This window comes from Oceanibacterium hippocampi (assembly GCF_900172325.1).
Lineage (GTDB): Bacteria > Pseudomonadota > Alphaproteobacteria > Sneathiellales > Sneathiellaceae > Oceanibacterium > Oceanibacterium hippocampi.
The window spans coordinates 127030-151486 of record NZ_FWFR01000002.1; the positions used below are offsets into that span (position 1 = coordinate 127030).

General features: G+C 67.7%; 20 protein-coding genes. 8 read left to right on the plus strand and 12 right to left on the minus strand.

Features of this window, described 5'->3' with window-relative positions; translation table 11 throughout:
- Window positions 1–14: 14 nt before the first annotated feature.
- Complete coding sequence (locus tag OCH7691_RS11615) at window positions 15–998, minus strand: LLM class flavin-dependent oxidoreductase (RefSeq protein WP_085883714.1); 984 nt, start codon at window positions 996–998, stop codon at window positions 15–17.
- Between the two features lie 332 nt (window positions 999–1330).
- Here OCH7691_RS11615 and OCH7691_RS11620 point away from each other — a divergent pair, with 332 nt between their 5' ends.
- Both OCH7691_RS11620 and OCH7691_RS23275 read left to right on the plus strand, forming a co-directional pair.
- A complete protein-coding gene (locus OCH7691_RS11620) occupies window positions 1331–2005 on the plus strand; it encodes a TVP38/TMEM64 family protein (protein WP_176245022.1) in 675 nt (224 codons plus the stop codon).
- Window positions 2006–2365: 360 nt separating this feature from the next.
- Window positions 2366–2530 (plus strand): hypothetical protein, encoded by a 165-nt coding sequence (locus OCH7691_RS23275; RefSeq protein ID WP_176245023.1) that lies wholly within the window; start codon window positions 2366–2368, stop codon window positions 2528–2530.
- Window positions 2531–2540: 10 nt separating this feature from the next.
- On the opposite strand, the gene OCH7691_RS23510 is transcribed toward OCH7691_RS23275, so the two are convergent.
- The 4 genes from OCH7691_RS23510 to OCH7691_RS11635 all read right to left on the minus strand — a co-directional run bounded on the left by OCH7691_RS23510 (window position 2541) and on the right by OCH7691_RS11635 (window position 7273).
- Complete coding sequence (locus OCH7691_RS23510) at window positions 2541–3905, minus strand: TRAP transporter large permease (protein ID WP_217807941.1); 1365 nt, start codon at window positions 3903–3905, stop codon at window positions 2541–2543.
- Window positions 3906–3908: 3 nt separating this feature from the next.
- Window positions 3909–5030: a TRAP transporter small permease subunit gene (locus tag OCH7691_RS23515; RefSeq protein WP_217807942.1), complete on the minus strand. Its 1122-nt coding sequence runs from the start codon at window positions 5028–5030 to the stop codon at window positions 3909–3911.
- A gap of 102 nt (window positions 5031–5132) precedes the next feature.
- Complete coding sequence (dctP, locus tag OCH7691_RS11630; RefSeq protein ID WP_085883716.1) at window positions 5133–6302, minus strand: TRAP transporter substrate-binding protein DctP; 1170 nt, start codon at window positions 6300–6302, stop codon at window positions 5133–5135.
- Between the two features lie 131 nt (window positions 6303–6433).
- Window positions 6434–7273 carry an IclR family transcriptional regulator gene (locus tag OCH7691_RS11635; RefSeq protein ID WP_176245024.1) on the minus strand — a complete coding sequence of 280 codons (840 nt, stop codon included), beginning with the start codon at window positions 7271–7273 and terminating at the stop codon, window positions 6434–6436.
- A gap of 152 nt (window positions 7274–7425) precedes the next feature.
- On the opposite strand from OCH7691_RS11635, the gene OCH7691_RS11640 reads away from it, so the two are divergent.
- The gene (locus OCH7691_RS11640) at window positions 7426–9597 is read left to right on the plus strand and encodes a malate synthase G (RefSeq protein ID WP_085883718.1); all 2172 of its coding nucleotides are present in this window, start codon (window positions 7426–7428) and stop codon (window positions 9595–9597) included.
- Between the two features lie 42 nt (window positions 9598–9639).
- Here OCH7691_RS11640 and OCH7691_RS11645 read toward each other — a convergent pair whose 3' ends face one another.
- The 4 genes from OCH7691_RS11645 to OCH7691_RS11660 all read right to left on the minus strand — a co-directional run bounded on the left by OCH7691_RS11645 (window position 9640) and on the right by OCH7691_RS11660 (window position 12385).
- Window positions 9640–10101 (minus strand): hypothetical protein, encoded by a 462-nt coding sequence (locus tag OCH7691_RS11645; RefSeq protein WP_085883719.1) that lies wholly within the window; start codon window positions 10099–10101, stop codon window positions 9640–9642.
- Window positions 10102–10313: 212 nt separating this feature from the next.
- The gene (locus OCH7691_RS11650; protein WP_139839667.1) at window positions 10314–10661 is read right to left on the minus strand and encodes a hypothetical protein; all 348 of its coding nucleotides are present in this window, start codon (window positions 10659–10661) and stop codon (window positions 10314–10316) included.
- Between the two features lie 155 nt (window positions 10662–10816).
- Complete coding sequence (locus OCH7691_RS11655) at window positions 10817–11500, minus strand: hypothetical protein (RefSeq protein ID WP_085883721.1); 684 nt, start codon at window positions 11498–11500, stop codon at window positions 10817–10819.
- 120 nt (window positions 11501–11620) lie between these two features.
- Entirely contained in the window at window positions 11621–12385 is a 765-nt protein-coding gene (locus tag OCH7691_RS11660) for an SDR family oxidoreductase (protein ID WP_085883722.1), read from the minus strand.
- A 152-nt stretch (window positions 12386–12537) separates the two neighbouring features.
- Between OCH7691_RS11660 and OCH7691_RS11665 the strand changes: the two genes are divergently transcribed.
- Window positions 12538–13191 (plus strand): DsbA family oxidoreductase, encoded by a 654-nt coding sequence (locus OCH7691_RS11665; RefSeq protein ID WP_085883723.1) that lies wholly within the window; start codon window positions 12538–12540, stop codon window positions 13189–13191.
- A gap of 13 nt (window positions 13192–13204) precedes the next feature.
- Here the strand turns inward: OCH7691_RS11665 and mfd are convergent, their stop codons facing one another.
- Together mfd and OCH7691_RS11675 are read right to left on the minus strand one after the other, a co-directional pair.
- Complete coding sequence (gene mfd / locus OCH7691_RS11670; RefSeq protein WP_085883724.1) at window positions 13205–16690, minus strand: transcription-repair coupling factor; 3486 nt, start codon at window positions 16688–16690, stop codon at window positions 13205–13207.
- A 42-nt stretch (window positions 16691–16732) separates the two neighbouring features.
- Window positions 16733–17002, minus strand: coding sequence for a succinate dehydrogenase assembly factor 2 (locus OCH7691_RS11675; protein ID WP_139839668.1), 270 nt, complete (start codon window positions 17000–17002; stop codon window positions 16733–16735).
- 165 nt (window positions 17003–17167) lie between these two features.
- Here OCH7691_RS11675 and recG point away from each other — a divergent pair, with 165 nt between their 5' ends.
- Window positions 17168–19267, plus strand: coding sequence for an ATP-dependent DNA helicase RecG (gene recG, locus OCH7691_RS11680; RefSeq protein ID WP_085883726.1), 2100 nt, complete (start codon window positions 17168–17170; stop codon window positions 19265–19267).
- On the opposite strand, the gene OCH7691_RS11685 is transcribed toward recG, so the two are convergent.
- Window positions 19264–20085 (minus strand): DUF502 domain-containing protein, encoded by an 822-nt coding sequence (locus OCH7691_RS11685; protein ID WP_217807943.1) that lies wholly within the window; start codon window positions 20083–20085, stop codon window positions 19264–19266. The genes recG and OCH7691_RS11685 overlap by 4 nt on opposite strands.
- 196 nt (window positions 20086–20281) lie before the next feature.
- Between OCH7691_RS11685 and OCH7691_RS11690 the strand changes: the two genes are divergently transcribed.
- The 3 genes from OCH7691_RS11690 to OCH7691_RS11700 all read left to right on the plus strand — a co-directional run bounded on the left by OCH7691_RS11690 (window position 20282) and on the right by OCH7691_RS11700 (window position 24450).
- Window positions 20282–21334 (plus strand): type III polyketide synthase, encoded by a 1053-nt coding sequence (locus tag OCH7691_RS11690; RefSeq protein WP_085883727.1) that lies wholly within the window; start codon window positions 20282–20284, stop codon window positions 21332–21334.
- Entirely contained in the window at window positions 21331–21843 is a 513-nt protein-coding gene (locus OCH7691_RS11695) for an isoprenylcysteine carboxyl methyltransferase family protein (protein ID WP_085883728.1), read from the plus strand. The genes OCH7691_RS11690 and OCH7691_RS11695 overlap by 4 nt, the downstream gene beginning before the upstream one ends.
- A gap of 111 nt (window positions 21844–21954) precedes the next feature.
- Window positions 21955–24450 (plus strand): PAS-domain containing protein, encoded by a 2496-nt coding sequence (locus tag OCH7691_RS11700; protein WP_085883729.1) that lies wholly within the window; start codon window positions 21955–21957, stop codon window positions 24448–24450.
- The last annotated feature ends 7 nt before the right edge of the window (window positions 24451–24457 follow it).

A 24457-nucleotide genomic window follows, 5' to 3' on the forward strand; every position in this document is an offset into this window, starting at 1 on the left:
CCTGCTCTCGCCCCCTACCCTTGCGCGGCCTCGGCGATGAGCGCGAAGGAGTGGAGCCGTTTCGCCGGGTCGAACAGGTCCGAGACGACCATCACCTCGTCCGCCCCGGTCCGCGCGACCAGCGCGTGGAGGCCGTCGCGCACCGCCGCCGGCCCGCCGATGACGCTGCAGGCGAGCATTTCCGAGACATGCGCCTTTTCCTGCGGCGACCAGTAGTTGTCGATGTCGTCGATCGGCGGCTGGGTCAGCTTGCGGGCGCCGCGGATCAGGTTGGTGAACGACATCTGCTTCGAGGTCGCAAGGTAGCGCGCCTCCTCGTCGGTGTCCGCGGCGATGACGTTGGCGCCGACCAGCACATAGGGTTCCGCCAGCTGCTCGGAGGGCTTGAAGCGCTCCCGATAGATGGCGATCGCCCGGTCGAGCGCCGCCGGCGCGAAATGCGAGGCGAACCCGAAGGGCAGGCCGAGCTCGGCCGCGAGGTGGGCACCGAACAGGCTCGAGCCCAGGATCCAGAGCGGCACCTCGGTGCCGGAGCCCGGCACCGCCTCGATCCGCTGGCCGGGCTGCACCGGGCCGAGGAACGCCTGCAGTTCCATCACGTCGTTCGGGAAACGGTCGGCGTTGGCCGGATCGCGGCGCAGCGCCCGCAGGGTGAACTGGTCGGTGCCGGGCGCCCGCCCGAGCCCGAGGTCGATACGCCCGGGAAAGAGCGTCGCCAGCGTGCCGAACTGTTCGGCGATCACGTAGGGCGCGTGATTGGGCAGCATGATGCCGCCGGCGCCGACCCGGATCGACGTGGTCGCGGCCGCGATATGCTGGATCACCAGCGCGGTCGCCGCCGTGGTGACGGTCGGCATGTTGTGATGCTCGGCGACCCAGATCCGCCGGTAGCCATGGGCCTCGGCATGGCGGCCGAGATCGCGCGCCTCGTCGAGCGCCGTGCGGCGGTCCGATCCCTCGCGGACCCGCCCCAGTTCGAGAACGGACAATGCAACCATGTCGGCCTTCCTTCACGCGTTCGCGGCGACGGCCGGCCCTGCCGGGGGTCGCCGCCGATCCCTACCGCGGAATAGTCATATAGGCCCGGCGCGGCGGCGCAAGGAGCGATCGCCGGCGGGCAGCAGCTTCCCGCCAGCGGGCCGGATCGCATCCGCCCTCTTGCCCCCTCCTCGCCCCCGTCCCCGCCCACGTCCCTGCCCGCTCACCCACACGTGATCGCGGCGAGGCGCGCCGGGCGGTGACCGGCCGCGGCGGGCATGATACGGACGAAGTGTCGGGTTGCGCTGTTCCAGCCATGCGCCCCGCCCCGAACGACGGGAGGTTCCGGCCGATGGGCCGACTGTCAGCCGCACAGCATGCCAGCATCCGGGCCGCGCTGCTCGTTGCCGTCGTCTGGGGCGTCGCCGTCGTGCTGTTCATCGGCCTGTTCGAGGATCCCTCGCCCGAGGCCTTCAAGAACCTCGTGATCTCCTGGGGCGAATGGGGCGTGCTCGCCGCCATCCTGCTGATGGTGCTGCATTCCTTCCTGCCGTTCCCGGCCGAACTCGTGGCGCTCGCCAACGGCATGTGCTTCGGACCGCTCTGGGGCACCGTGATCACCTGGGTCGGCGCGATGCTCGGCGCCATGCTGGCCTTCGCGCTCAGCCGCCGCTTCGGACGCCCCTTCGTCGACCGCATGCTGACCCGGCGGAGCTGGAGCCTGGTCGACGAGTGGCTGACCCGGCATGGCGCCGGCAGCTTCTTCGTCAGCCGCTTCATCCCGGTGATCGCCTTCAACCTGATCAACTACGCCGCCGGCCTGACCAGGCTGTCCTGGTGGACCTTTCTCTGGACGACCGCGATCGGCATCCTGCCGATGACCGTGCTGATGGTCCTGCTCGGCGCCGGCATGCACGAACTGCCGCTCTGGCAGTGGCTGCTGCTGATCGTGGGCGGCCTCGCGCTCTGGCTGGTCGCGCACTGGATCGGGGCGCGACGGGCGCGGAAGATCGACCGTTCCGCGTGACGTCCGGCGGCCTTGTGGCAATCCGTCACGGCCGGCGCGTCTTGAACGCTTTTTCCCTGATGCCCATCTGGAACCACAAGCCGGTGGCGGACGTTTCCCGTCCGAACAAAGCCGGTCTTCACAGCCACGCCGGCAGGCATCGGAACGGTGAGCAGCGCGCGTTTTCGCGCGGCACGGTGTCGACAGGGAGCGAAACGTTAGCATTTGTTAATGTTTCCTCGGCCACAGTGGGCCGCGCCCGGAACGGGCGCCCGCGAACCGGACCGAAGCGCGGCTCGTCAGAAGGATATGGGGACATCGATGGAACTCGCGGGAAATCGTCCGACTGCACCGACCAAAGGCACCACTTCCGGAAACGGCATGACCATCCTGCCGGAACCGGCGGCAACGCCCCTGTCGCCGCCACGCGATCCGCGCAACTGCTCGCCCAGGGCCTGGAAACGTGCCTTCGAGACCAAACGGCGCTTCGTCACCGGGGCCAGCAACCGGGCGGCCGCCGCACCGGTCGAGCCGGCCGACGACTGATCCGCCCGGATCAGCCGTAGATCTGACGCGGCAGCCAGAGCACCAGTTCGGGGAAGACGATGCAGAGGAACAGCCCGATCGCCTGGATCACCAGGAACGGCAGGGCCGCGCGGAAGATCACCGCCATCGACACCTCGGGCGGCGAGACGCTCTTCAGGTAGAACAGCGCATAGCCGAAGGGTGGCGACAGGAACGACATCTGCATGTTCACCATGTAGACGATGCCGAACCAGAGCGGCACGTCGGCCGGCGCCACCCCCGGCAGGCCGAACAGGCCGTCCCAGGTCAGCGTCATCATGATCGGCGCGAAGATCGGCACCGCCAGCAGCAGGATGCCGACCCAGTCCAGGAACATCCCGAGCAGGACCAGGATGATCATCATGATCAGCAGGATGCCGTACGGTCCGAAGCCGGTGCCGACGAGCGCGTCGGTGACGAACTTCTGGCCGCCGTTGACGATGTAGAAGCCGACGAAGATCGAGGCGCCGAAGATGATCCAGAGCACCATCGAGGAGGCCTTGAGCGTCGTGTTCGCCGCCTCTTTGATCGTCTGCCACGACAGCCGGCGGTGCATGCCGGCGACGAACAGCGCCCCGAAGGTGCCGATGCCGGCCGCCTCCACCGGGGTCGCGACGCCGGAGAAGATGACGCCCAGGACCAGGATCACCAGCATGATCGGCGCCGCCATGCCGCCGACCAGCCGGATCTTCTCGCGCGTCGAGATGCGTTCCTCGACCGGCAGCGCCGGCCCCATCGCCGGGTTCATGTAGCTGCGCCCGACGACATAGAGGATGTACATGCCCGACAGCAGCAGGCCCGGAATGACCGCGCCGACGAACAGCTCGCCGACCGACTGCTGGGCGACGACGGCGAACAGGATCGCCAGGATCGACGGCGGGATCAGGATCCCGAGGGTGCCGCCGGCGAGGATCGCGCCGCAGGCCAGTTCCTTGTTGTAATGGCGCTTCAGCATCGCCGGCAGCGCGATCAGGCCCATCGCCACTTCGGCCGCGCCGATCACGCCGACCATGGCGGCCAGGATCGTCGCCGCGATGATGGTCGCCGCGGCCAGCCCGCCCTTCAGCCCGCCGAGCAGCTTGTAGATGACGTCGAACATCTGTTCGATCAGCCCGGCGCGTTCGAGCATCGCCGCCATGAAGATGAACAGCGGGATGGCCGACAGCTGGTAGTCGGTCATGTAGGGGAAGATCCGCGACGGCAGGATGTTCAGGATCTGCGCGTTGCCGAACAGGAACAGGAACACGCAGGCCAGTCCGCCGGTGACGAAGGCGAGCGGCAGGCCGGCCATCAGCAGGATGCCGAGCGAGCCGAACATCAGCAGTGTCAGCCAGCCGATCTCGATTTCGAGGCCCATCGCCTATGCCCTCCGACCGCGGAGCAACAGCAGATCCTTGATCAGGCGGGCGATCCCCTGCAGCAGGATCAGCGCCGCGCCGAGCGCGATCATCGACTTCACCGGCCAGTACTGGATGCCCCATTCGGAGAAGGACACCTCGGCGACCCGGATCGAGTCATGCGCGAAGATCCAGCCCGTGACCAGCAGCGTGCCGGTGAAGATGAAGAAGGACGTCGAGGTGACGATATCGGTGATCACCTTCGCGCGGGCCGACATCATGCCGTAGATCACGTCGACCCGGACATGGCTGTCCTCGCGCAGCGCGTAGCCGCCGGACAGCAGATACTGCATGCCGAACATCAGGAACATGCCCTCGTGGGCCCAGTTGGTCGGCGAGTTGAAGACATAGCGGGCGACCACCTCGTAGTAGTAGACGAAGACCGCGATCAGCGACCAGTAGCTCACGAACTCCCCGACGAAGCCGTTCAGGCGGTCGATGATGTTGGTGAAGCCCGAGCGGACGTTCTGGGTCGGGTCGCCGGCGGCCAGCGCCTCCTCGGCCGCCTGGATCGCCTGCTCGGTCGCCGACGGCCCCTCCGGCAGCGGCTCGCGCTCCCGGCAGCGGCGGTAGAGCCGCGGCAGCAGGACGGCGTCGAGGATCAACCCAGCGAGCATCACCAGCGCGGCACCGAGCGAGACATTCCGCCAGAAGCCGAGCTCGGCGTCCGCCGCCTCGTGACGGGTGACGGCATCGGCGAGATCGGCCCTCGCCTTCTCCAGCATCGCCGGCGCCCCGTCGCGCCCGGCCTTCACGAAGCCTTCCGCGCGCTCGACCAGGAATTCCGCCGACAGCTGGTCGTTGCGGGCCGCCGACAGCCCCTCGCGGGCGGTCCGTTCCTCGACATTGCCGAACAGGATGATGATGAAGAGCGGGACGTAGAGGACGCCGAGCCAGCTCTTCAGATAGAAGCGATGCAGGCCGACGAAACCGCCGCAGACCAGCATCAGGTAGGCGAAACTGAGCGAGATGCCGCCGGAGCGGCGCGCGTCCTGGCGCCGCGCGATGAACATGGCGATCAGCGGGAAGACGATCAGCCCGCCCCAGTACAGCCAGTGCGGCAGGACGAAATTCAGCGAAGGCATCTGTAACCGGCCCCGATCAGGACGTTCGCGACGGCGCGGGAGGAATCCCGGGATTCCCCCCACGCACGCCCGAAACCACAAAGCACATGCATGACCCGACGGTCAGAGGTCGAGCTTCTGGCCCTTGATCTGGTCGGGTGTCACGTAGCCGAGACTGCCGGACATCATGTAGTCGAGCTGGATCTTGAAGAGCTCGGCCGCGGCCTTGTCCTTGTTGGCCCAGGCGAACCAGCGCGGCACGGCGAGTTCGGTGAATTTCTGCACGTCGCTCTCGCTGAGCCGGGTAACGATCGTCCCGGCCTCGTCGAACTTCTTCCAGGCCTCCTGGTCGGCTTTCTGGATCGCGGCATGATGCATGTCGGAATAGACGTGCACCTCCATCTCGACGAACTGTTTCATCTGCGGCGAGAGCGCGTTCCAGGCGTCCATCCCGACCGTCAGGTCCATCAAGTCGACCGGCTGGTACAGCGACATGAACCCTGGCGGCCCCATGGAGATGTACTTGGTCACCTGGTGGAAGCCGAGATCGTAGTTGACCGCCGGGCCGACATAATCGGCGACGTCGATCGTGCCCTTGTCGAGCGCCGGGAAGATCTCCGAGCCGGGCAGCAGCGTCGTCTTGGCGCCGGCCGCCTGGAAGACCTCGGCCACCATGCCGCCCGGAAGCCGCATCTTGCGGTCCCGGAAATCCTCGATCGAGCGGATCGGCACCTTCGAGTGGATGATGTTCGGCCCGTGATGGATCGGCCCGACATAGTAGAGGCCTTCCTTGGCGAACAGGGCGCGCGCCTTCTCGAGGCCGCCGAGGCCGTAATAGAAGACGTCCCATTCGTGCGGGTTGCGCATCCCGAGCGGGTAGGAGCTCAGGAACACCGCTGCCGGCATCCGCCCGGCCCAGTAGAGGGTGAACGGGTTCATCGCGTCCAGCACGCCGTTCTTCACCGCGTCGAAGAGCTGGAAGTCGCCGACCACGTCCTTCGCGCCGAACGGCTGCATGGCAAGCTCGCCGCCGGTCTTCTCGACGATCGAGGCGCACCAGGCCTTGAAGACGTTGAGCCCCTCGCCGCCCGGCCACGAGGTCTGGATGCGCCAGGTCGTGGTCGCGGCCTTGGCGGTGCGGATGAACGGCGCGCCGAGTTTCTCGCCGGCGCCGAGGGCCAGTGCCGCGCCGCCGGCAATGGTGGTGGCCTTCAGGAACTTGCGGCGGCCGCTGGATACCCCTTCGACCGCTTCGCGATACCGCCCTTTACTGCTGGATGTCCTTTCCGACATGGCAAATTCCTCCCACGGTTTTTGCTTATCTCTATCGATCAGCTTGAACGCATGAAACGAACAGGGTCAAGCGGCGACGGATAACAATCCCACCATGTGGAACGGCCGCGCCGCGGGATCATTTCGCGGGCTCATGACGCGGCGCGATAGCGACCGCCAATGGCCTCGGTGACATGGCGCCCGGCGCGGCCGACCAGGTGGCCGAAATGGGCGAGCGCGCCGCGTTGCACGCGGACAATCGGCCCCGACAGCGAGATCGCCGCGATCGGTCGGGAGAACTCGTCGAAGATCGGCGCCGCGACGCAGCGCAGTCCGGCCGCGTGCTCCTCGTCGTCGATGGCGTAGCCGGTCTCGCGGACGCGCGCGAGCTCGGCACGGAGTCCGGCCAGGCTGTCGATCGTCCGGTCGGTCATCCGCACCAGTCCGCGCCGCGTCACGATCTCGGTCATCTCGTCATCGTCCATCATCGCCAGCACCGCCTTGCCGATCGCCGAGCAATGCATGTGCACCCGCGCCCCGGGACGCGCCAGCGCCCGCATCATCTCGCGGCTCTCGACCTGGGCCAGGTAAACCATGTCGCCCTGGTCGTGGATCGCCAGATTGGCGGTCTCGCCGCTCTCCTCCATCAGCGTCTGCATGTAGGGCCTGGCGATATCGCCGAGATCCCGGGCGCGCTGGAAGGCGGTGCCGACGCGGAAGGCCTGGATACCGACCTTCCAGCGGCCGGTGCGGCCGTCGAAGCGTACGTAGCGTTCGTACTGCAGGGTCGTCAGCAACCTGTGAACGGTCGACGGTGCCAGGCCGACCTGCCGCGTCAGATCGCTGAGCGCATGGCCCTCCTCGGCCTCGGCGAGAACGTTCAGGATGCCGAGCGCCCGCGACAGCGACTGGACGTTGCTGTTGGTTCCCTTGTTCTTCGGCTTCACCGTCACCGTGCCGCCCGACACCACTCCAAGACCCGCACCCGGCATGTCCCCGCCCTCCTTTGAATTGTTTCCCAATCCTACATTCCACAATACGGGAAACCATCCCATTTTTGTGGCAGCTGTCGTGCGGCCATGGCAATTTGCCGCCGAACTTGACTGCCCCGGACGGCCGGGCCGCGAAACGAAGGAAGAGAGTGATGAGCAAACGCGTCGAACGCCACGGCCTGGCGATCGCCCGACCCCTGTACGAACTGGTCTCGGACGAAATCGCGCCGGGGACCGGGATCGACGCGGACGCGTTCTGGGCCGACTTCGCGGCGATCGTCCGTGATCTCGGGCCCCGCAATGCGGAATTGCTGGCCGTCCGCGAAACCCTGCAGACCCGGATCGACGCGTGGCACCGGGACCGGCGCGACGTGCCGCACGATCCGGCCGCCTATCGCGCCTTTCTCACCGAGATCGGATACCTGGTGCCCGAGGGCGACGCCTTCACGATCCGCACCGCCAATGTCGATCCGGAAATCGCCTCGGTTGCCGGACCGCAGCTGGTGGTTCCGGTTTCCAACGCCCGCTACGCCCTCAACGCCGCCAACGCCCGCTGGGGCAGCCTGTTCGATGCGCTTTACGGTACCGACGCGATTGCCGAGGACGACGGTCTGGAAAAGGGCCGCGCCTACAATCCGAAGCGGGGGGCGCGGGTGATCGAACGGGCCTCGGCCTTCCTTGACGAGGCGGCGCCGCTTGAAGGCGGCAGTCACGGTGACGCGGTCGAGTACCGCGTCGACAAGGGCCGTCTGGTTGTCCGGCTGTCCGGTGGCGGCGAAACCGGCCTCGCCCGACCCGGTCAGTTCGTCGGCCACCGCGGCGACGATCCGCTGGAGGCGGTGCTTCTCGAGAACCACGGATTGCACGCGGAGATCGTCATCGATCGCGACCATCCGGTCGGTCGCGGCCATCCGGCCGGGGTCAGCGACGTGATTCTCGAGGCGGCGCTGACGACGATCCAGGATTGCGAGGATTCGGTCGCCGCCGTCGATGCCGAGGACAAGGTCGCGGTCTACCGCAACTGGCTCGGCCTGATGAAGGGCACGCTGACCGAGGAAATGTCGAAGGGCGACAGGAGCTTCATCCGCCGTCTCGCCCCTGACCGGGTCTACCGGGCGCCGGACGGAAGCCAACTGACGCTGCCGGGCCGCAGCCTGCTGCTGGTCCGCAATGTCGGCCATCTGATGACCAGCGACGCGGTGCTCGACGCGAACGGCGCCGAGGTTCCGGAAGGCTTCCTCGACGCCGCGCTCACCGCCTTCGCCGCGCTGCACGATCTCCAGGCCGGCGACCGTCCGCGCAACAGCCGCACCGGCAGCATCTATATCGTCAAGCCGAAGATGCACGGCCCCGACGAGGTGGCCTTTGCCGGCACCCTGTTCGACCGGGTCGAACAGGCGCTCGGGCTCGCCCGCTACACGATGAAGATCGGCGTGATGGACGAGGAGCGGCGGACGACGGTCAATCTCAAGGAATGCATCCGCGCCGTCGCCGACCGGCTGGTCTTCATCAACACCGGTTTCCTCGACCGCACCGGCGACGAGATCCACACCTCGATGGAAGCCGGACCGGTGGTCCGCAAGGAGGCGATGAAGGGCGAACGCTGGATCGCCGCCTACGAGAACTGGAACGTCGATATCGGCCTCGAATGCGGGCTGCCGGGGCGCGCGCAGATCGGCAAGGGCATGTGGCCGAAGCCGGACGAGATGGCCGAGATGCTCGCCCAGAAGGGCGCCCATCCGATGGCCGGCGCGAACTGCGCGTGGGTCCCCTCGCCGACCGCCGCGACGCTGCACGCGATCCATTATCACCGGGTCGACGTGCGTGCCCGGCAGGCCGAGCTGGCCGGCCGGGGCCGCGCCAGCCTCGACGATATCCTCACGCTGCCGCTGGCCGCCGGCGCCAACTGGCGGGCCGAGGAGATACAGGCCGAACTCGACAACAACGCGCAAGGCATCCTCGGCTATGTCGTGCGCTGGATCGACCAGGGCGTCGGCTGTTCGAAGGTGCCGGACATCAACGATGTCGGACTGATGGAGGACCGCGCGACCCTGCGGATCTCCAGCCAGCACATCGCCAACTGGCTGTATCACGGGATTTGCGACGCCGATCAGGTGACCGCCACGATGCGCCGGATGGCGGCGGTCGTCGACCGCCAGAATGCCGGCGACGACGGGTACCGTGCGATGGCGGACGATCTCGACAACAGCGTCGCCTTCAGGGCCGCCTGCGACCTGGTCTTCAAGGGGCGCGAGCAGCCGAGCGGCTATACCGAACCGATCCTCCATGCCCGCCGTCGCGAAGCGAAAGCCGCCCGGGCCTGAAACACGGGGCCGGGTCGAAGCGGCGGCCGCCGCCGGCGCGCCTCAGCGCTGGCGGCGAAGCTTCAGTTTCTCGCCGACGACGGTATACATGTCGAGCCCGGTCAGTTCGGCGATCTCGGAAAAGCGAAGCGAGGTTTCGGTCAGCAGCACGCGGGCGTGACGGAGCGGCTCGAGCCGGCGGCCGTTACGCCGGACGGTGCGGTTGGCGATCCGGGCCGGTCGCCGTTCGGCGGCGTCGAGGCCGCGTTCCTCCGCCGCCTTCAGCGAGGCCGCGCGGCGCTTCTTGTCGAGCAGGATCCGGTAGTCGAGCAGCAGCATGAACTCGGCGAGTTCGCGTTCCCAGAAGGCGAACCCGCGTCCGCCGGTCTTCTTGCGCTCCTGCGCCGGCGCGGCGGCGTCCGAACGCGCGGCCTCGTCGAGGGTCATGCCGAAACGCGCGGCAAGCCGCTCGGCGGCGGCAAGCGCATTGGCTCGCTCGCCCGCAAAGGGGCTCTCTGCCGCCATCTTCAGGAGGTTGTGGAAACGCTCCCTGTCGGCCCTGCTGAATTGCTCGGAAATCCTGAAAACTCCGCTTCGCTACTGCGTCCGACAGAATAGCATCCCGATCCGCGCCACCCAAGACGGACGAGCGGCGATCCGCGTAAAGTCACCAAATATTACCCGCGAAGCGAGGCGATCTACGGCACCTGAAGGCGGTATCGACCGCGAATGCCGGGCTAATGCGCCGGATTGTCCGCCGAGCCGGCGGCGGGCGCGATGTCCTGCGGGCGCTGAAGTGCTTCCGGCGACAGGATATCCTCCGAATCGGAACCGGTGACCGACTCGGTCGATGTGTCGTCGGACAGTTGTGCGATCAGTGAATGGCCTGCGTCGAGAGCTGCCTCGGCCGCAAGAATGAGCATCAGCCAGCCGGCGGCCGCCACCAGCGCTATGAGCGCGATCGTGCCGCGGTGTGAGATCCGGCGCCGCTCCGAATATTCCGTCGGGATTGCCATCGACACCCATCCTTCCGCACCCGGCCGTTCTCGCCGATTACCGGGTGCTGCCGACGGGTCGGCACGCATCCGCGTCCGCTCCCGTCATGGGGATGAAATGGTAAAGCCAAACTCTCACGACAACAACTTGTAGTCGAAAAACTTTTAGAGAATCCGATTGCTGCGGCAGGACCTGCTGTTCCCGGGCCGGCGTCCGGACGGTCTCGGAAGAACGGGGCGCCGTGTCAGCGTCGGCGATCGAGACGGATCCCAAGCTCCTCGAGACCGCCCGAGAGTTCCCGCCACGCACTTGTGGAATCTCCCGCAGCCCAGCAGCTCCGGGCGTCGTCGGCGAATCGCCCGTGCCGGACATAGCGGCCGATCTCGCGCCGCGCCGCGGCTTCGGCGGCACCGCGGGTGAAGGCGCCCGCGCGCCACAGCCGGACGATGGCGAGTGCCTTCTCCGGGCGGGCGCCGCGGCGGTCCGCAAGCTTCTTGAAGAGCCGTTGCCGGTCCAGGTTGAGGACGGCGAATGCGTCGAGCCGGTCGCCGATCTCCCTCCGCACGGGTTCCGGCAGTGGGCATTCGGTAACCGCCTCCTGCAGGGCGCGGAGTTGCCGGAGACGATCGACCAACGCGCCGCTTTCGTCGAAGAAGAGCGTCGGCCGGGGGGGATCGTGCAGCACGGCGAGGATGCGTCTGCCGAGACGCTCCAGCGCCCAGGATTCGGACAGCTCGGCGCTGAGGTCGAGCAGGCGGGCGATCTTCGCGGTCGGTTCGATGACCCCGTCGAGCGCCTTCTCGATTCGCTGTTCGAAGCGGAATTCCGCCGCGTCGCCGGGTCTTCCCGCAGGCAATGCGGGAGCGCCCGTGCGCCGCGCGGAGACGGCCTCGTCATGCGGCCTGGGGCCGCCGGATTCGCGTTTCACCCTGCCCCTCCTCGCGAGAGGCCGTATCCAGAATCTTCCCGCCGTCAGGATGTGGAGGAAGGTCCTAACGAATCTTTAAGTGGAATCTCGCCGCTGCCAGCCGGTAGCAGTCGGTGGCGCTCAGAGCATGACCGTGAGGCCGTCGTCGACCGGCAGGATCGCCCCGTTGATGAAGCGGGATTCCTCGGCGACCATGAGCATCAGCGCGCCGTCCAGGTCGTCGACATTGCCGAGCCGGCGGCGCGGCAGTTTCGAGATCAGCTTGCGCCCGCCTTCCGTTTCCCAGTAGTCGCGATTCATTTCGGTCTCGACATAGCCGGGGCAGATCGCGTTCACGTTGATGCCGTAGCGGGTCCATTCATGGGCCAGCGACCGGGTCATGTGAATCACCGCCGCCTTCGACATGCAATAGACCGACAGCGTCGGCAGTGTGCGAAGCCCGGCGATCGAGGCGATATTGACGATCCGACCGCCGCGACCGCGCGGGATCATCCGCTTCGCCACCGCCTGGGCGACGAAGAAGGCGCCCTTGACGTTCGTGTTCATGACGAAGTCGTAGTCGTCCTCGCTCAGGTCGACGGCGAGGCCTTCGCGCGAAACCCCCGAATTGTTGATCAGGATGTCGATCGGGCCGAGTTCGGTCTCGACCGCCTCGACGGCCGCCTCGATCGAGGCATTGTCGGTCACGTCCATGCGGAACGGCATCGCCCTGCCATCGAAGGCGCGAATCTCGGTCGCCAGTTCCTCGAGCCGGTCGGTGCGTCGGGCGGTGATCCCGACATGCGCGCCGGCGCGTGCCAGTACCTGCGCGAAGCGCCAGCCGAGGCCGGAGGACGCGCCGGTCACCAGCGCCGTCTTGCCGTCTAGTCGAAAGGGATTGGTCACGCTCTGCGCTCCACTCGCGAATTGTCGATCAGGTTGGCCGAATGTATCCCCTGACCGGCCCGCGGCCGTCAAGCGGCGGTCGGCGCGGAGGCTCCCGCAGATGTGAGCGATGTGGCCTTTCCTCCCCCGCTCCGCTCCGATAGGATTCCGCCATGCAGATCGACATCGTCTCCGACACCGTCTGTCCCTGGTGCTATATCGGCAAGCGCAAGCTCGAGGCGGCGCTCGCCCAACGCCCGGACCTGAAACCCGACATTCACTGGCGGGCCTTTCAGCTCAATCCGGACATGCCGGCGGAGGGAATGGACCGGGCGACCTATCTGGCCGCCAAGTTCGGCGGCGCGGAGGCGGCCGGCAAGGTCTACGGGCAGATCGAGGCGGCGGCGCGCCGGGCCGGCCTGGACCTCGATTTCGCGGGCATTCCGCGGTCGCCGAACACCATCGATTCGCATCGCCTGATCCACTGGTCGCATTCGACCGGGCTGCAGAACGAGGTCAGCGAGGCGTTGTTCCGCGCCTATTTCATCGAGAACCGGGATATCGGATCGGCCGAGGTGCTGACCGAGGTTGCCGCCGGAGCCGGCATGGACGCGGCGCTGGTGCGCGACCTGCTGGCCGGCGACTCGGACCGCGACCGTATCCGGGAGGAGGACGCCTCGGCCCGCCAGATGGGCATCAACGGGGTCCCGTTCTTCATCTTCAACCGCCAGTACGCGGTCTCGGGCGCGCAGGATCCGGAGGTCTTCCTGCAGGTTTTCGAGCGGATCGAGCAGGATCGGAAGAACCCGCCCGCCGCCGCCGACTGAACCCGGCCGGGTGTCAGGCGGCCGCTTCGGCGACCGCCGCGACCTTCGCCAGCTCCCGAACCAGGTAGAGCGCCCCCTTCAGCCGGTCGTCCTGGTCCGGCCATTGCCGCATGTAGACCAGCGTGTGGTCCGGCCGCAGTTTCGCGGTCGCGTTCTGCTGCGAGATGAAGGCGACGAGGCCGCCCGGATTGGCAAAGCTGTTGCCCCGGAAGGCGAGCGTCGCGCCCTTTGGTCCGGCCTCCAGCTTCTCGATATTCGCTTCCCGGCAATAGCGCTTGATGGTCACCACCTGGAGCAGATGCTCGACCTCGTCGGGCAGCGGCCCGAAACGGTCGATCAGCTCGGCGGCGAAGGCGTCGATCTCGACCCGGTTCTCGAGTGCCGCGACCCGGCGGTAGAGGCCCAGGCGAAGCGCCAGGTCCGAGACATAGGTTTCCGGTATCAGCACCGCGGTGCCGAGATTGATCGCCGGCGCCCATTTCTCGTCCGCCGGCGCGATGCCGCGATCGCCTGCCCGGGCGGCCGCCACCGCCTCCTCCAGCATCTGCTGATAGAGTTCGAAACCGACCTCGCGGATATGGCCTGACTGCTCCTCGCCGAGCAGGTTTCCGCCGCCGCGAATGTCCAGGTCGTGACTGGCCAGGGTGAAGCCGGCACCGAGCCCGTCGAGCGACTGCAGGACGCGAAGCCGCCGGTCGGCCGCCTCGGTCAGGGTCTTGCGCGGCGGCAGGCTGAGATAGGCATAGGCGCGCAGCTTGGCGCGGCCGATCCGGCCGCGGAGCTGGTAGAGCTGGGCCAGTCCGTACATGTCCGAGCGATGCACGATCAGGGTATTGGCGGTCGGGATGTCGAGCCCGGATTCGACGATATTGGTCGAGACCAGCACGTCGTAGGCGCCGTCGTAGAAGGCGTTCATCACCGTTTCAAGCTCGGCCGGCGGCATCTGCCCGTGCGCGGTGACGAATTTCACTTCCGGCACATGCTGGCGCAGGAAATCGCCGACCTCGGCCAGATCGGCGATCCGCGGGCAGACGTAGAAGCTCTGGCCGCCGCGGTAATGCTCGCGCAGCAGCGCCTCGCGGATGACCACCGGGTCGAACGGCAAGACGAAGGTGCGGACCGCCAGGCGGTCGACCGGCGGTGTCGCGATCAGCGACAGTTCCTTCAGCCCGCTCATCGCGAGCTGCAGGGTGCGCGGAATCGGCGTCGCGGTCAGCGTCAGCACGTGGACGTCCGCGCGGAGCTGCTTCAGGCGTTCCTTGTGGGACACCCCGAAATGCTGCTCCTCGTCGACGATCATCAGCCCGAGATCGCGGAAGGCGACGCTCTTGCCGAGCAGCGCATGGGTGCCGACGATGATGTCGAGTTCGCCGCTCTCGAGCTTCTTGCGAGTCTCGCGGGCCTCCTTCGGTCCGACCAGCCGGGACAATTGCGCGATGTTGACCGGCAGTCCGGCAAAGCGTTCCCGGAAGGTCTTGAAATGCTGGCGGGCGAGCAGCGTCGTCGGCGCGATCACCGCAACCTGTCGGCCGCTCATGGCGACAACGAAGGCGGCGCGCAGCGCCACCTCGGTCTTGCCGAAGCCGACGTCACCGCAAACCAGGCGGTCCATGGGTTTGCCGCGGGCCAGGTCATCCTGGATGTCGTTGATCGCGCGCTGCTGGTCCTCGGTCTCCTCGAACGGGAAGCGGGCGCAGAATTCCTGGTAGATGCCGTCCGGCGGGGCGATCCGCGGGGCGATCCTGAGTTCGCGTTCGGCGGCGGTCCGGATCAGGTTGTCGGCGATCTCGCGGACCCGTTCCTTCAGCCGCGCCTTGCGCGCCTGCCAGCCGGCGCCGCCGAGCTTGTCGAGCGCGACAACCGCGTCCTGCGAGCCGTATCGCGACAGCATCTCGATATTCTCGACCGGGACATAGAGCTTGTCGCCGCCGTCATACTCGATCAGCAGGCAGTCGTGCGCGGCGCCGGATATGTCGAGCGTCCGCAGGCCCTCGTAGCGGCCGATGCCGTGGTCGATATGAACGACCAGATCGCCGGGATTGAGCTGCGAGGCCTCGGCGATGAAATTCTCCGCCCGCCGTGACGAGCGTGGCCGCACCAGGCGATCGCCTAGCACGTCCTGCTCGGTGATGACGGCGAGCCGGTCGGTCTCGAAACCATGTTCCAGGCCGAGCACGGCGAGCGCAACCATGTCCGCGTCGAGACGGTCGACGGCGGCAAAATCCTCGACCTCGGCGAGCGGCTGGATCTCGTGATCGCGCAGCACCTGGGCCAGCCGGGTGCGCGCCCCGCCGCTGTAGCTGGCGAACAGGACGCGCTTCCTGGCCTTGCGCAACTTGTCAACATGGCCGCGTAACGCGTCGTAAATATTGACTTTCTGAAGTTTTCTTTCCGGCGCGAAGTCACGCCCTCGCCGTCCCCCTGCATCGACCACCGACTGCTCGGCATCGCTGTCCCCGGCATAGGGGGAGAAGTCGAGCACGACGCGTCCACCGAGTGAACGGTTCCATTCCGCGTCGTCGAGATAGAGCGCTTCCGGCGGCAGCGGCCGGTAAAGCGAACCGCTTGTCGCCGCCATCTCGCTGCGCGAGGCGAAATGGTCGGCAATCGTGGCGTGCCGTGCCTCGCGGGCCTCGGCGGTCAGGTGATCGGTGACGGCGACCGCCTCGGGCACATAGTCGAACAGCGTTTCCAGGCGCTCGTGGAACAGCGGCAGCCAGTGTTCCATGCCGGCATAGGCGCGCCCCTCGGAGATCGCCTCGTAGAGCGGGTCGTCGCTGGCCGAGCCGAAAAGTTCGCGATAGCCTTGGCGGAACCGGGCGATCGAGTCGTCGTCGAGAGCGAATTCCCGGGCCGGCACGAGGTCGAAGCGTTCGAGACTGCCGCTGGTTCGCTGGCTGAGCGGATCGAAGCGCCGCAGGTTTTCCAGGTGGTCGCCGAACAGGTCGAGCCGGAGCGGCTCATCCGAGCCCGGCGGGAAGACGTCGATCAGGCCGCCGCGAACGGCATACTGCCCAGCCTCGGTCACCGTGCCGACGCGCTCGAAGCCGTTGCGCCCGAGGTAGCCCTTCAGCGCCTCCTGGTCGAGCGCGCTGCCGGCGGCGATCGGGAAGGATCCGGCCTGCACCACGTCACGCGGCGGCACGCGTTGCAGCGCCGCGTTGACCGTCGTCACCAGCACCCGTCCCCGCTTCGCCGGTTCGAGCAGCCGGCTCAGCGCTTCCATCCGCCGGGCCGAGATCTCGGCCCTCGGCGAGACCCGGTCGTAGGGCTGGCAGTCCCAGGCGGGAAAGACGAGAACGTCGAGGCCGGGCGCGAAGAAGCGCAGGGCCTGGACGACCGCCGCCATGCGGGTATCCTCGCGCACCACGTAGAGCACGTCGCGGCCGGCGGCAGCGGCAATCTCGGCCAGCAGGCGGGCATCGAACCCTTCGGCGACCCCGTCGATCCGCCAACGACCCGGTCCGCTGAGGAGAAGATCCAGTTTTTTCAGCACCATACGACGAATATCCTGCAGCAAGGCTGAGGAACAGGCGGCAGTTCAGCCTGCGCTGTGCACTTCGAATTCCTTCAGACGCGCCATGAGCTCGGTATCGTATTCGGGCGGCACCGGCACGCGACCGCTGATCCAGGCATAGATATTCGGATCGCCGGCATCCATCAGGGCCTCGAGCAGATCGAGCAGATGGTGGTCCATCTCGGAGAGATATCTCCGGGAGAAGCGACCGAGCATCAGGTCGGTCTCCTTCATCCCGGTATGGGTCGCGCGGTAGTAGATTCGCTTGCGGCGGATCTCGATATCCTCGGGCATCTGGCAGGCTCCGGCCGTCGTCACGTCGAAGGGACAGGATATAGGCGCCCCGGCCGTCACTGTCACCCCCGGAGGCGGCGTTCCGGCCGCCGGCGTGGACGCAGCCGCTTGGAGCCGGCGCGCCCACGGGTTATCGTCCGCCCGCACCGAACCGGCGACGAGGCCATGCGCCCAGAAATCCTCTTTCCGCTCTTCCGCGAGATCACCGCCCTGCCCGGAATCGGTCCGCGCCTGCAGAAGCCGCTGGCCCGTCTCGCCGGCGAGACGGTGGTCGACCTGCTCTGGCATCTGCCGGCCGACCTGATCGACCGCCGCTACCGGCCGACTATCGCCGAGGCCGAGCCGGGCCGGATCGCGACGATCGCCGTCACGGTGCTGGACCATGTGCCCTCCCGCCATCGCCGGGCCCCCTACCGGGTCCGCTGCGAGGATGCGAGCGGTACGCTCACCCTCGTCTATTTCAACGGGCGCGAGGATTATCTCCGCCGGTTGCTGCCCGAGGGCCAGGCGCGGCTGGTAAGCGGCCGCGTCGAGGCGTTCGGCGGCGAGGCGCAGATGACCCATCCCGACTATGTTGTCGCGCCCGACGACCGGACCGGTATCCCGCCGGTCGAGGCGGTCTATCCGCTGACCGCGGGGTTGAGCAACCGGGTGCTGGCAAAGGCCGTCCGGGCGGCGCTCGCCGATCTGCCGACGCTCCCCGACTGGCTCGACCCGGCCTACAAGGCGAAACAGGGCTGGACCGACTGGAAGCCGGCCCTGCTGGCCGCGCACGCGCCGACCGAACGGGACGATCTGGCTGCCGCCGCGCCGGCGCGGAGCCGCCTCGCCTATGACGAACTGCTCGCCAACCAGCTTGCGCTCGCCCTCGTGCGCCGGGCCGTGCGCCGCCGCAAGGGGCGGCCGCTCGCCGCCAACGGCCGGATCACCGCCGCCATCCAGGCGGCCCTGCCCTACCGGCTGACCTCGGCCCAGGACATGGCGCTGGCCGAGATCGGCGCCGATCTCCGCTCCGGCAACCGCATGCTGCGGCTCCTGCAGGGCGATGTCGGCAGCGGCAAGACCGTGGTCGCGCTGCTCGCCATCGCCCAGGCGGTGGAGGCCGGCGCCCAGGCAGCCCTGATGGCGCCGACCGAGATCCTCGCGCGCCAGCACCTGGCCAGCCTGACGCCGCTTTGCGAGGCGGCTGGCATGCGGCTGGCGCTGCTCACCGGCCGTGACAAGGGGCGGAAGCGGGCGGCGTTGCTGGAGGCGCTCGCCGCCGGCGAAATTGACCTGCTGGTCGGCACCCACGCGCTGTTCCAGGACGATGTGCGATTCCGCGATCTCGGTCTCGTCGTGATCGACGAGCAGCATCGCTTCGGCGTGCACCAGCGCCTCGCGCTGCAGGCCAAGACGCGCGGCCCGGAGGGCGCCGCCCATGTCCTGGTGATGACGGCGACGCCGATACCGCGCACCCTGACCCTGACCGCCTACGGCGACATGGATGTCTCCCAGCTCCGCGAGAAGCCGCCCGGCCGGCAGCCGGTCGATACCCGTGTGCTGGGCAACGACCGCATCGACGACGTGATCGAACGGCTTGCCGCCCTGCTCGCCCGCGGTGCCCGCGCCTACTGGGTTTGCCCGCTGGTCGCCGAATCGGAAACCGACGACCGGGCAGCCGCCGAGGCCCGTGCCGCCGATCTCCGCCTCAGGCTGGCCGGGCGGGTCTCGGTCGGGCTCGTCCATGGCCAGATGCCGGCCGCCGAGAAAGACGCGGCGATGACCGCCTTTGCCGCCGGCGAGGTGCAGTTGCTGGTGGCAACGACGGTGATCGAGGTCGGCGTCGACGTGCCCGAGGCGACGGTGATGGTGATCGAGGGCGCGGAACGGTTCGGCCTTGCCCAGTTGCATCAGTTGCGCGGCCGGGTCGGGCGCGGTCAGGACGCCTCGCACTGCCTGCTGCTCTACACCCCGCCGCTCGGCGAGACGATGCGGGCGCGGCTGGAGATCATGCGTCAGACCGACGACGGCTTCCTGATCGCGGAAGAGGATCTCCGGCTGCGCGGCGCCGGCGAATTGCTCGGGACCCGTCAGAGCGGGCTGCCGCAGTTCCGCCTCGCCGACCTCGGGGCCCATCAGTCGCTGATGCTGGCCGCCCGGGACGATGCGAAGCTCATCCTGGAGCGCGACCCCGACCTCGCTGGGGAGCGCGGCTCGGCGCTCCGGGTGCTGCTCTACCTGTTCGCCCGCGACAGCGTCGTGGAGACTATCGCCTCGGGCTAGCCCCGGCCGGCGTCGCCGGCGATTTCTCCGTCGCCTTCGTCGGCGGCCCGGACGGACTCGCCCTTCTTCGCCGCGACGCGTTGGGTCGCATCGCCCTTGCCCCCGACAACGACCGCGGATTCGCCATCAGCGTCGGGCCAGACCATGCCTGCGGAAATCACGAGCTTCACGCCCTCCTCGACCGTCATGTCCAGAAAGATCAGGTCGGCGCGCGGCGCGAACAGCAGGAATCCCGATGTCGGGTTCGGCGTCGTCGGCAGGAACATCGCGACCATGTCGTTGTCGCCCTCGAGCCCGAGATGATGGGTTTCCTCGCTGGTGAGGAAGGCGACGGCCCACAGGCCCGGCCGCGGATACTCGACCAGCACGACCTCGCGGAACGAGTTCGACTGGGCGAGCACCGATTCGAAGATCTGCTTGAAGGTCCGGTAAACCGTGCGGATCACCGGCATGCGGCCGACCATGCGTTCGCCGAAGCCGACGATCGCCCGGCCGAGGATGTTCGCCGTCAGGAAACCGACCAGGGTCAGCATCACCAGCAGCGCCAGCAGGCCGATCCCGGGCAGGGTGAAGGGCAGATAGGTTTCCGGATTGTAGCGGTCCGGTATCAGCGGCGTGATCTGGCTGTCGACGAAGTGAATCAGCGTCCAGGCGAGGTAGACGGTGATCGCGATCGGCGCGACGACGACGATGCCGGTGAACATGTAGGCGCGCAGCCGCGCCAGGAAGCCCGCCTTCGGGGCCGGCTGCATGAGGCGTCCGAGGCCGCTTTCGTCGATATCGTCGGCGGGCCGCCGTTTCCGTCGTTTCGCATTCATGATCGCGGCATCCAGGTTGCCTTCTTGGCGAGCACTTTATTTCCCCATGTCGTTTCGCATTGCAACGGTTCTTGAGACCCCGGTCACATCGGATCTCCGGGCATCGCGGACAAGTGGTTGGCGCGGCTGCCTCGATCCCCCCTATATAGGAACGATATCTGCGCCGGCATCGGGCGTTGAGGGATACATCGCGACCATGACGAATATGCCGAGACTGATATCGATGGCGACGGCGGTGCCGCGCTATCGCCTGGACCAGCCCGACGTTGCCTCGGGGGCGGCCCGGCTGTTCGGCGACCGGGTCCGGGACTTCGAGCGGTTGAGGCCGGTCTACGAGAATGCCGAGATCGAGACCCGCTATTCCTGCGTGCCGATCGACTGGTATCTGACCGAGCCGGGATTCGAGGAACGCAACCGGCTCTACCTGGAGAATGCCGTGCCGCTGCTGGCGGCGGCGGCGAAGGACTGCATCGCCCGGGCCGGGCTGGAAGTGGCCGATATCGGCGGCATCGTGACGGTATCGAGCACCGGCATCGCCACGCCGAGCCTCGATGCGCTGCTCATGCAGCGGCTGCCCTTCGGCCCCGATACCGAGCGGTTGCCGATCTTCGGCCTGGGCTGCGCCGGTGGTGTGCTCGGCCTGGCCCGCGCCGCCGCGCTCGCCCGCGCCAATCCGGACAGGATCTACCTCTTGCTCGTGGTCGAACTCTGCGGGTTGACCTTCCGGGCCGGGGATCGCTCGAAGAGCAACGTCATCGCGACCGCCCTGTTCGGCGACGGCGCCGCCGCGGCTCTGGTGACCTGCCGCGACGGCTTCGAGGGTCCGGCGATCACCGCGACGGCCGAGCATACCTGGCCCGACACGCTGGACATCATGGGCTGGAATGTCCGCGACGACGGGCTGGAGGTGCAGTTCTCCCGCGATATCCCGACGCTCGTTCGCCGCGACATGGCCGGCATCCTCGCGGACTTCCTGCGCCGTCACGAACTCGCGCCCGGCGACATCGATACCTTCGTGCCGCATCCCGGCGGGGCCAAGGTACTCGACGCGCTGGAAGAGATCTGCGGCTTGCCGCCGGGTGGGCTGGTCGAGGCCCGGGCGGTGCTCCGGCAATACGGCAACATGTCGGCGGCGACGGTTCTCTTCGTGCTGGAACGATCGCTTGGCGACCGCCGCCGGCGGCGCCTCCTGAGTTCGCTCGGCCCGGGTTTCAGCGCCGCCTTCCTGCTGCTCGAAGAGTTGGCGTGACGACGCTCGGCTGGGTTCTGCTCTATCTGGTCCTGCAACGGCTCGGCGAACTCGCCTATGCGCGTCGGAACGAGGGCCGGTTGAGGGCCGCCGGCGCCCGCGAGGTCGGCGCCCGGCATTACCCGCTGTTCATCCTGCTGCACGGCGGCTGGCTGGTCGCGCTGGCCGTCGGGGTGCCCTGGAACGCCCCGGCATCGATCCCGCTCCTGGCATTCTTCGTCGTCGTCCAGGGGTTGCGCTACTGGACCCTGGCCAGCCTCGGGCGTTACTGGACGACGCGCATCCTGACCGTCGACGGCGCCCCGCTGGTCCGGCGCGGGCCCTACCGCCTGCTCCGGCATCCGAACTATCTCGTCGTCGTCCTGGAGATCGCCCTGGCGCCGCTGATCTTCGGCGCCTGGCAGATCGCCGCCGTCTTCAGTCTCCTGAACGCGCTGCTCCTGGCCTGGCGGATCCGTGTCGAAAGCCGGGCCCTGGCGCCGCGCCGCCCGCTCGCGAACGACGGCTGACGGGCGCTTACGGCCGTCGGTTAAGGGATTATTAAGGCGAAAGAAGCAGACTCGCACAACCTCTGGAGCAGAACCGCTCCCCTTCGCGTCGAGGTTTCGCAAAGTCGCAACATGCCTATGCCGCTTCCCAGGATCTTTCGGCTGAATAGGCGACAGGGACGCCCGCGGAAGCTCGCGCTCCTTCTCGCCGTCGCCGGGATCGCGGCCGTATCGGCATATTTTCACGATCCTCTCCTCTGTGCCGCCGGAACCCTCCTGGCGGCGGCGCTCGGCTATTATCTCGCCTTCCGGCCGGGCGGAATCCTGCCGGACGCGGCGATTGCGACCGATATCTGCGACAGCTTCGAGAAGCACCCGGATGGCCTGATGATCCTCGATCAGGACGACCGGCTGCGCTATTGCAACAACCGCGCGCGCGAGATCTATGCCGGGGTGGCCGACATCATGGTCCCCGGTATCGGGATGCACGAGCTGATCGACCAGGCCGCCGAGCGGCACGGCCGGGGCGCCGACCGCGAGACGCTGGAGACGGCCCGGCGCGCCCATCACGAATTCCTCGACCGGCCCGAGGGCCGGATGGACCTGACCACCACCGACGGGCTGACGATCCAGTGGTCGACCCGCCGGCTCGGCAACGGCGGGCGGATCCTGCTGTTCCACGACGTGACCCAGGCCCGGGCCCATGCCGCGGCGCTCGAGGAAAGCCGGGCCCGCGGCGATCAGCTGCACGAGCAGCTCGTCGAGGCGATCGAGAGCTTCCCCGACGGCTTCGCGCTGTTCGACCGCGACGACCGTTTCGTGCTCTGCAATCGCAAGTTCAAGCGTGAACATGCGAGCCTTGCGCCGCTACTGACGCCGGGAACGCAGCGGAGCGAGATTCTCCGGCATTCGAAGTTCGAGAGCGAGCGCCGGCTGTGGCGGCAACTGGCGGCGGCGAACCGGAAGGACGAGCCGATCGCCGTGCCCGCGCGGGCGCCGTTCGTGGAGCAGACAGTCGACGGCCGCTGGTTCAGCATGAACGAATTCCGTTCCGGCAACGGCATCGTCGCCGTGCTGGAAAGCGATGTCACCGACAGCAAGCGACAGACCGACGAACTGGCCGGACAGACCGCGCTCTTGCAGGCCGTCTTCGACAGCGTCGACCAGGCGTTCGCGGTTTCCGACAAGGAACTCCGGCTGGCCGGGTGGAACCCGAAGTACCAGGAACTGCTGGAACTCCCCGATAGCCTGCTGCGGATCGGCACGCCGCTCACCGAGATCTTCCGCTGGCTCGCCGCGCGCCGGCTCGAAGATCAGTCGCGGATCGAGCCCGAGCTGCAGCGCTTCCGCCTGCGCCTGCGCCATGGCAAGGCCCATCGCAGCGACTTCAAGATGCCCGGTGGCCGCTCGATCCGCGCCCAGCAGACGCCGCTCCCGGACGGCGGCTTCGTGTTCAGCTATCTCGACGTCACGGAACAGCGTCGCGAGGCCGACCTGCTTCGCGAGAGCGAGGTCCGCTACCGCCAGATGGTCGAGAATTCGCCGGACGCCATCCTGCTGCATGACGACGGCAGGATCGTCTATGCCAATCGCGCGACGATCAGCATGGTCGCCGCCAGCGATCCGGCCGAGGTCGTCGGCCATCACATCTTCGAGTTCTTCCAGGAGGAAGAGCGCGACAAGCTCGCCGAACGCTCGCGCCTGGTCGAGATCAAGCTGGATAGCAAGCCGATGGTGCTGCATGACTTCCGGCTCGTGAAGGTCGACGGCGCCTTCTTCAACGCGGAGATCGAGGCAACGCGGGTGCATTTCACCGACCAGCCGCTGACCCAGGTCGTCGTCCGCGACATCACCGAACGGAAGAGCTACGAGGACACGCTCCGTGCGGCCAAGGAACAGGCCGAACTCGCCAACCGCACCAAGAACGAGTTCCTTGCCAACATGAGCCACGAGCTGCGCACGCCGCTCAACGCCATCATCGGCTTCTCGCAGATCATCCAGGGGCAGATGTTCGGCCCGGTCGGCTCGGCCAAGTATCTGGAATATGCCGACGACATCTACGAGAGCGGCAGTCACCTGCTCAGCCTGATCAACGATATCCTCGACCTTTCGAAGGCCGAATCCGGCAAGCAGGAGCTGCGCGAGGCGACCGTCGATGTCGGGAACGCGGTCGGCGGCTGCTTCCGCCTGGTCAAGGAGCGGGCAGCCGAGGGCGGGGTCACGCTCAACAACAAGCTCGCGGCGGATTTCCCGCGCCTCTACGCGGACGAACGGCTGATCCGCCAGGTCCTGATCAACCTGCTGACCAATGCCATCAAGTTCACCCCGGCCGGCGGAAATGTCGACGTGGTCGGCACGATCCTGGGCGACGGCACGATGTCGATCGCCGTCGTCGACAGCGGGATCGGGATCGCCGAGAAGGATATCCCGAGGGCGCTCAGCGCCTTCACGCAGATCGATTCGAGCTTCAACCGGAAATACGAGGGCACGGGCCTCGGCCTGCCGCTCTCGCGCCGCCTGGTCGAGCTGCATCGCGGTACGCTGACCATCGAGAGCACGGTCGGCATCGGCACCACGGTGGCCATGCTGTTCCCGTCCGAGCGGGTGCGCAGCCGGATCGCCGCCTGAGCGGCGT

Coding starts and splice junctions, on each gene's coding strand:
- OCH7691_RS11615 (WP_085883714.1), bottom strand. CDS start 998: ATGGTTGCATTGTCCGTTCTCGAACTGGGGCGGGTCCGCGAGGGATCG.
- OCH7691_RS11685 (WP_217807943.1), bottom strand. CDS start 20,085: ATGAATGCGAAACGACGGAAACGGCGGCCCGCCGACGATATCGACGAA.
- OCH7691_RS11640 (WP_085883718.1), top strand. CDS start 7,426: ATGAGCAAACGCGTCGAACGCCACGGCCTGGCGATCGCCCGACCCCTG.
- OCH7691_RS11650 (WP_139839667.1), bottom strand. CDS start 10,661: ATGCGTGCCGACCCGTCGGCAGCACCCGGTAATCGGCGAGAACGGCCG.
- OCH7691_RS11675 (WP_139839668.1), bottom strand. CDS start 17,002: ATGCCCGAGGATATCGAGATCCGCCGCAAGCGAATCTACTACCGCGCG.
- OCH7691_RS23275 (WP_176245023.1), top strand. CDS start 2,366: ATGACCATCCTGCCGGAACCGGCGGCAACGCCCCTGTCGCCGCCACGC.
- OCH7691_RS11690 (WP_085883727.1), top strand. CDS start 20,282: ATGACGAATATGCCGAGACTGATATCGATGGCGACGGCGGTGCCGCGC.
- OCH7691_RS23510 (WP_217807941.1), bottom strand. CDS start 3,905: ATGGGCCTCGAAATCGAGATCGGCTGGCTGACACTGCTGATGTTCGGC.
- OCH7691_RS23515 (WP_217807942.1), bottom strand. CDS start 5,030: ATGCCTTCGCTGAATTTCGTCCTGCCGCACTGGCTGTACTGGGGCGGG.
- OCH7691_RS11700 (WP_085883729.1), top strand. CDS start 21,955: ATGCCTATGCCGCTTCCCAGGATCTTTCGGCTGAATAGGCGACAGGGA.
- recG (WP_085883726.1), top strand. CDS start 17,168: ATGCGCCCAGAAATCCTCTTTCCGCTCTTCCGCGAGATCACCGCCCTG.
- mfd (WP_085883724.1), bottom strand. CDS start 16,690: ATGGTGCTGAAAAAACTGGATCTTCTCCTCAGCGGACCGGGTCGTTGG.
- OCH7691_RS11665 (WP_085883723.1), top strand. CDS start 12,538: ATGCAGATCGACATCGTCTCCGACACCGTCTGTCCCTGGTGCTATATC.
- OCH7691_RS11635 (WP_176245024.1), bottom strand. CDS start 7,273: ATGCCGGGTGCGGGTCTTGGAGTGGTGTCGGGCGGCACGGTGACGGTG.
- dctP (WP_085883716.1), bottom strand. CDS start 6,302: ATGTCGGAAAGGACATCCAGCAGTAAAGGGCGGTATCGCGAAGCGGTC.
- OCH7691_RS11645 (WP_085883719.1), bottom strand. CDS start 10,101: ATGGCGGCAGAGAGCCCCTTTGCGGGCGAGCGAGCCAATGCGCTTGCC.
- OCH7691_RS11620 (WP_176245022.1), top strand. CDS start 1,331: ATGGGCCGACTGTCAGCCGCACAGCATGCCAGCATCCGGGCCGCGCTG.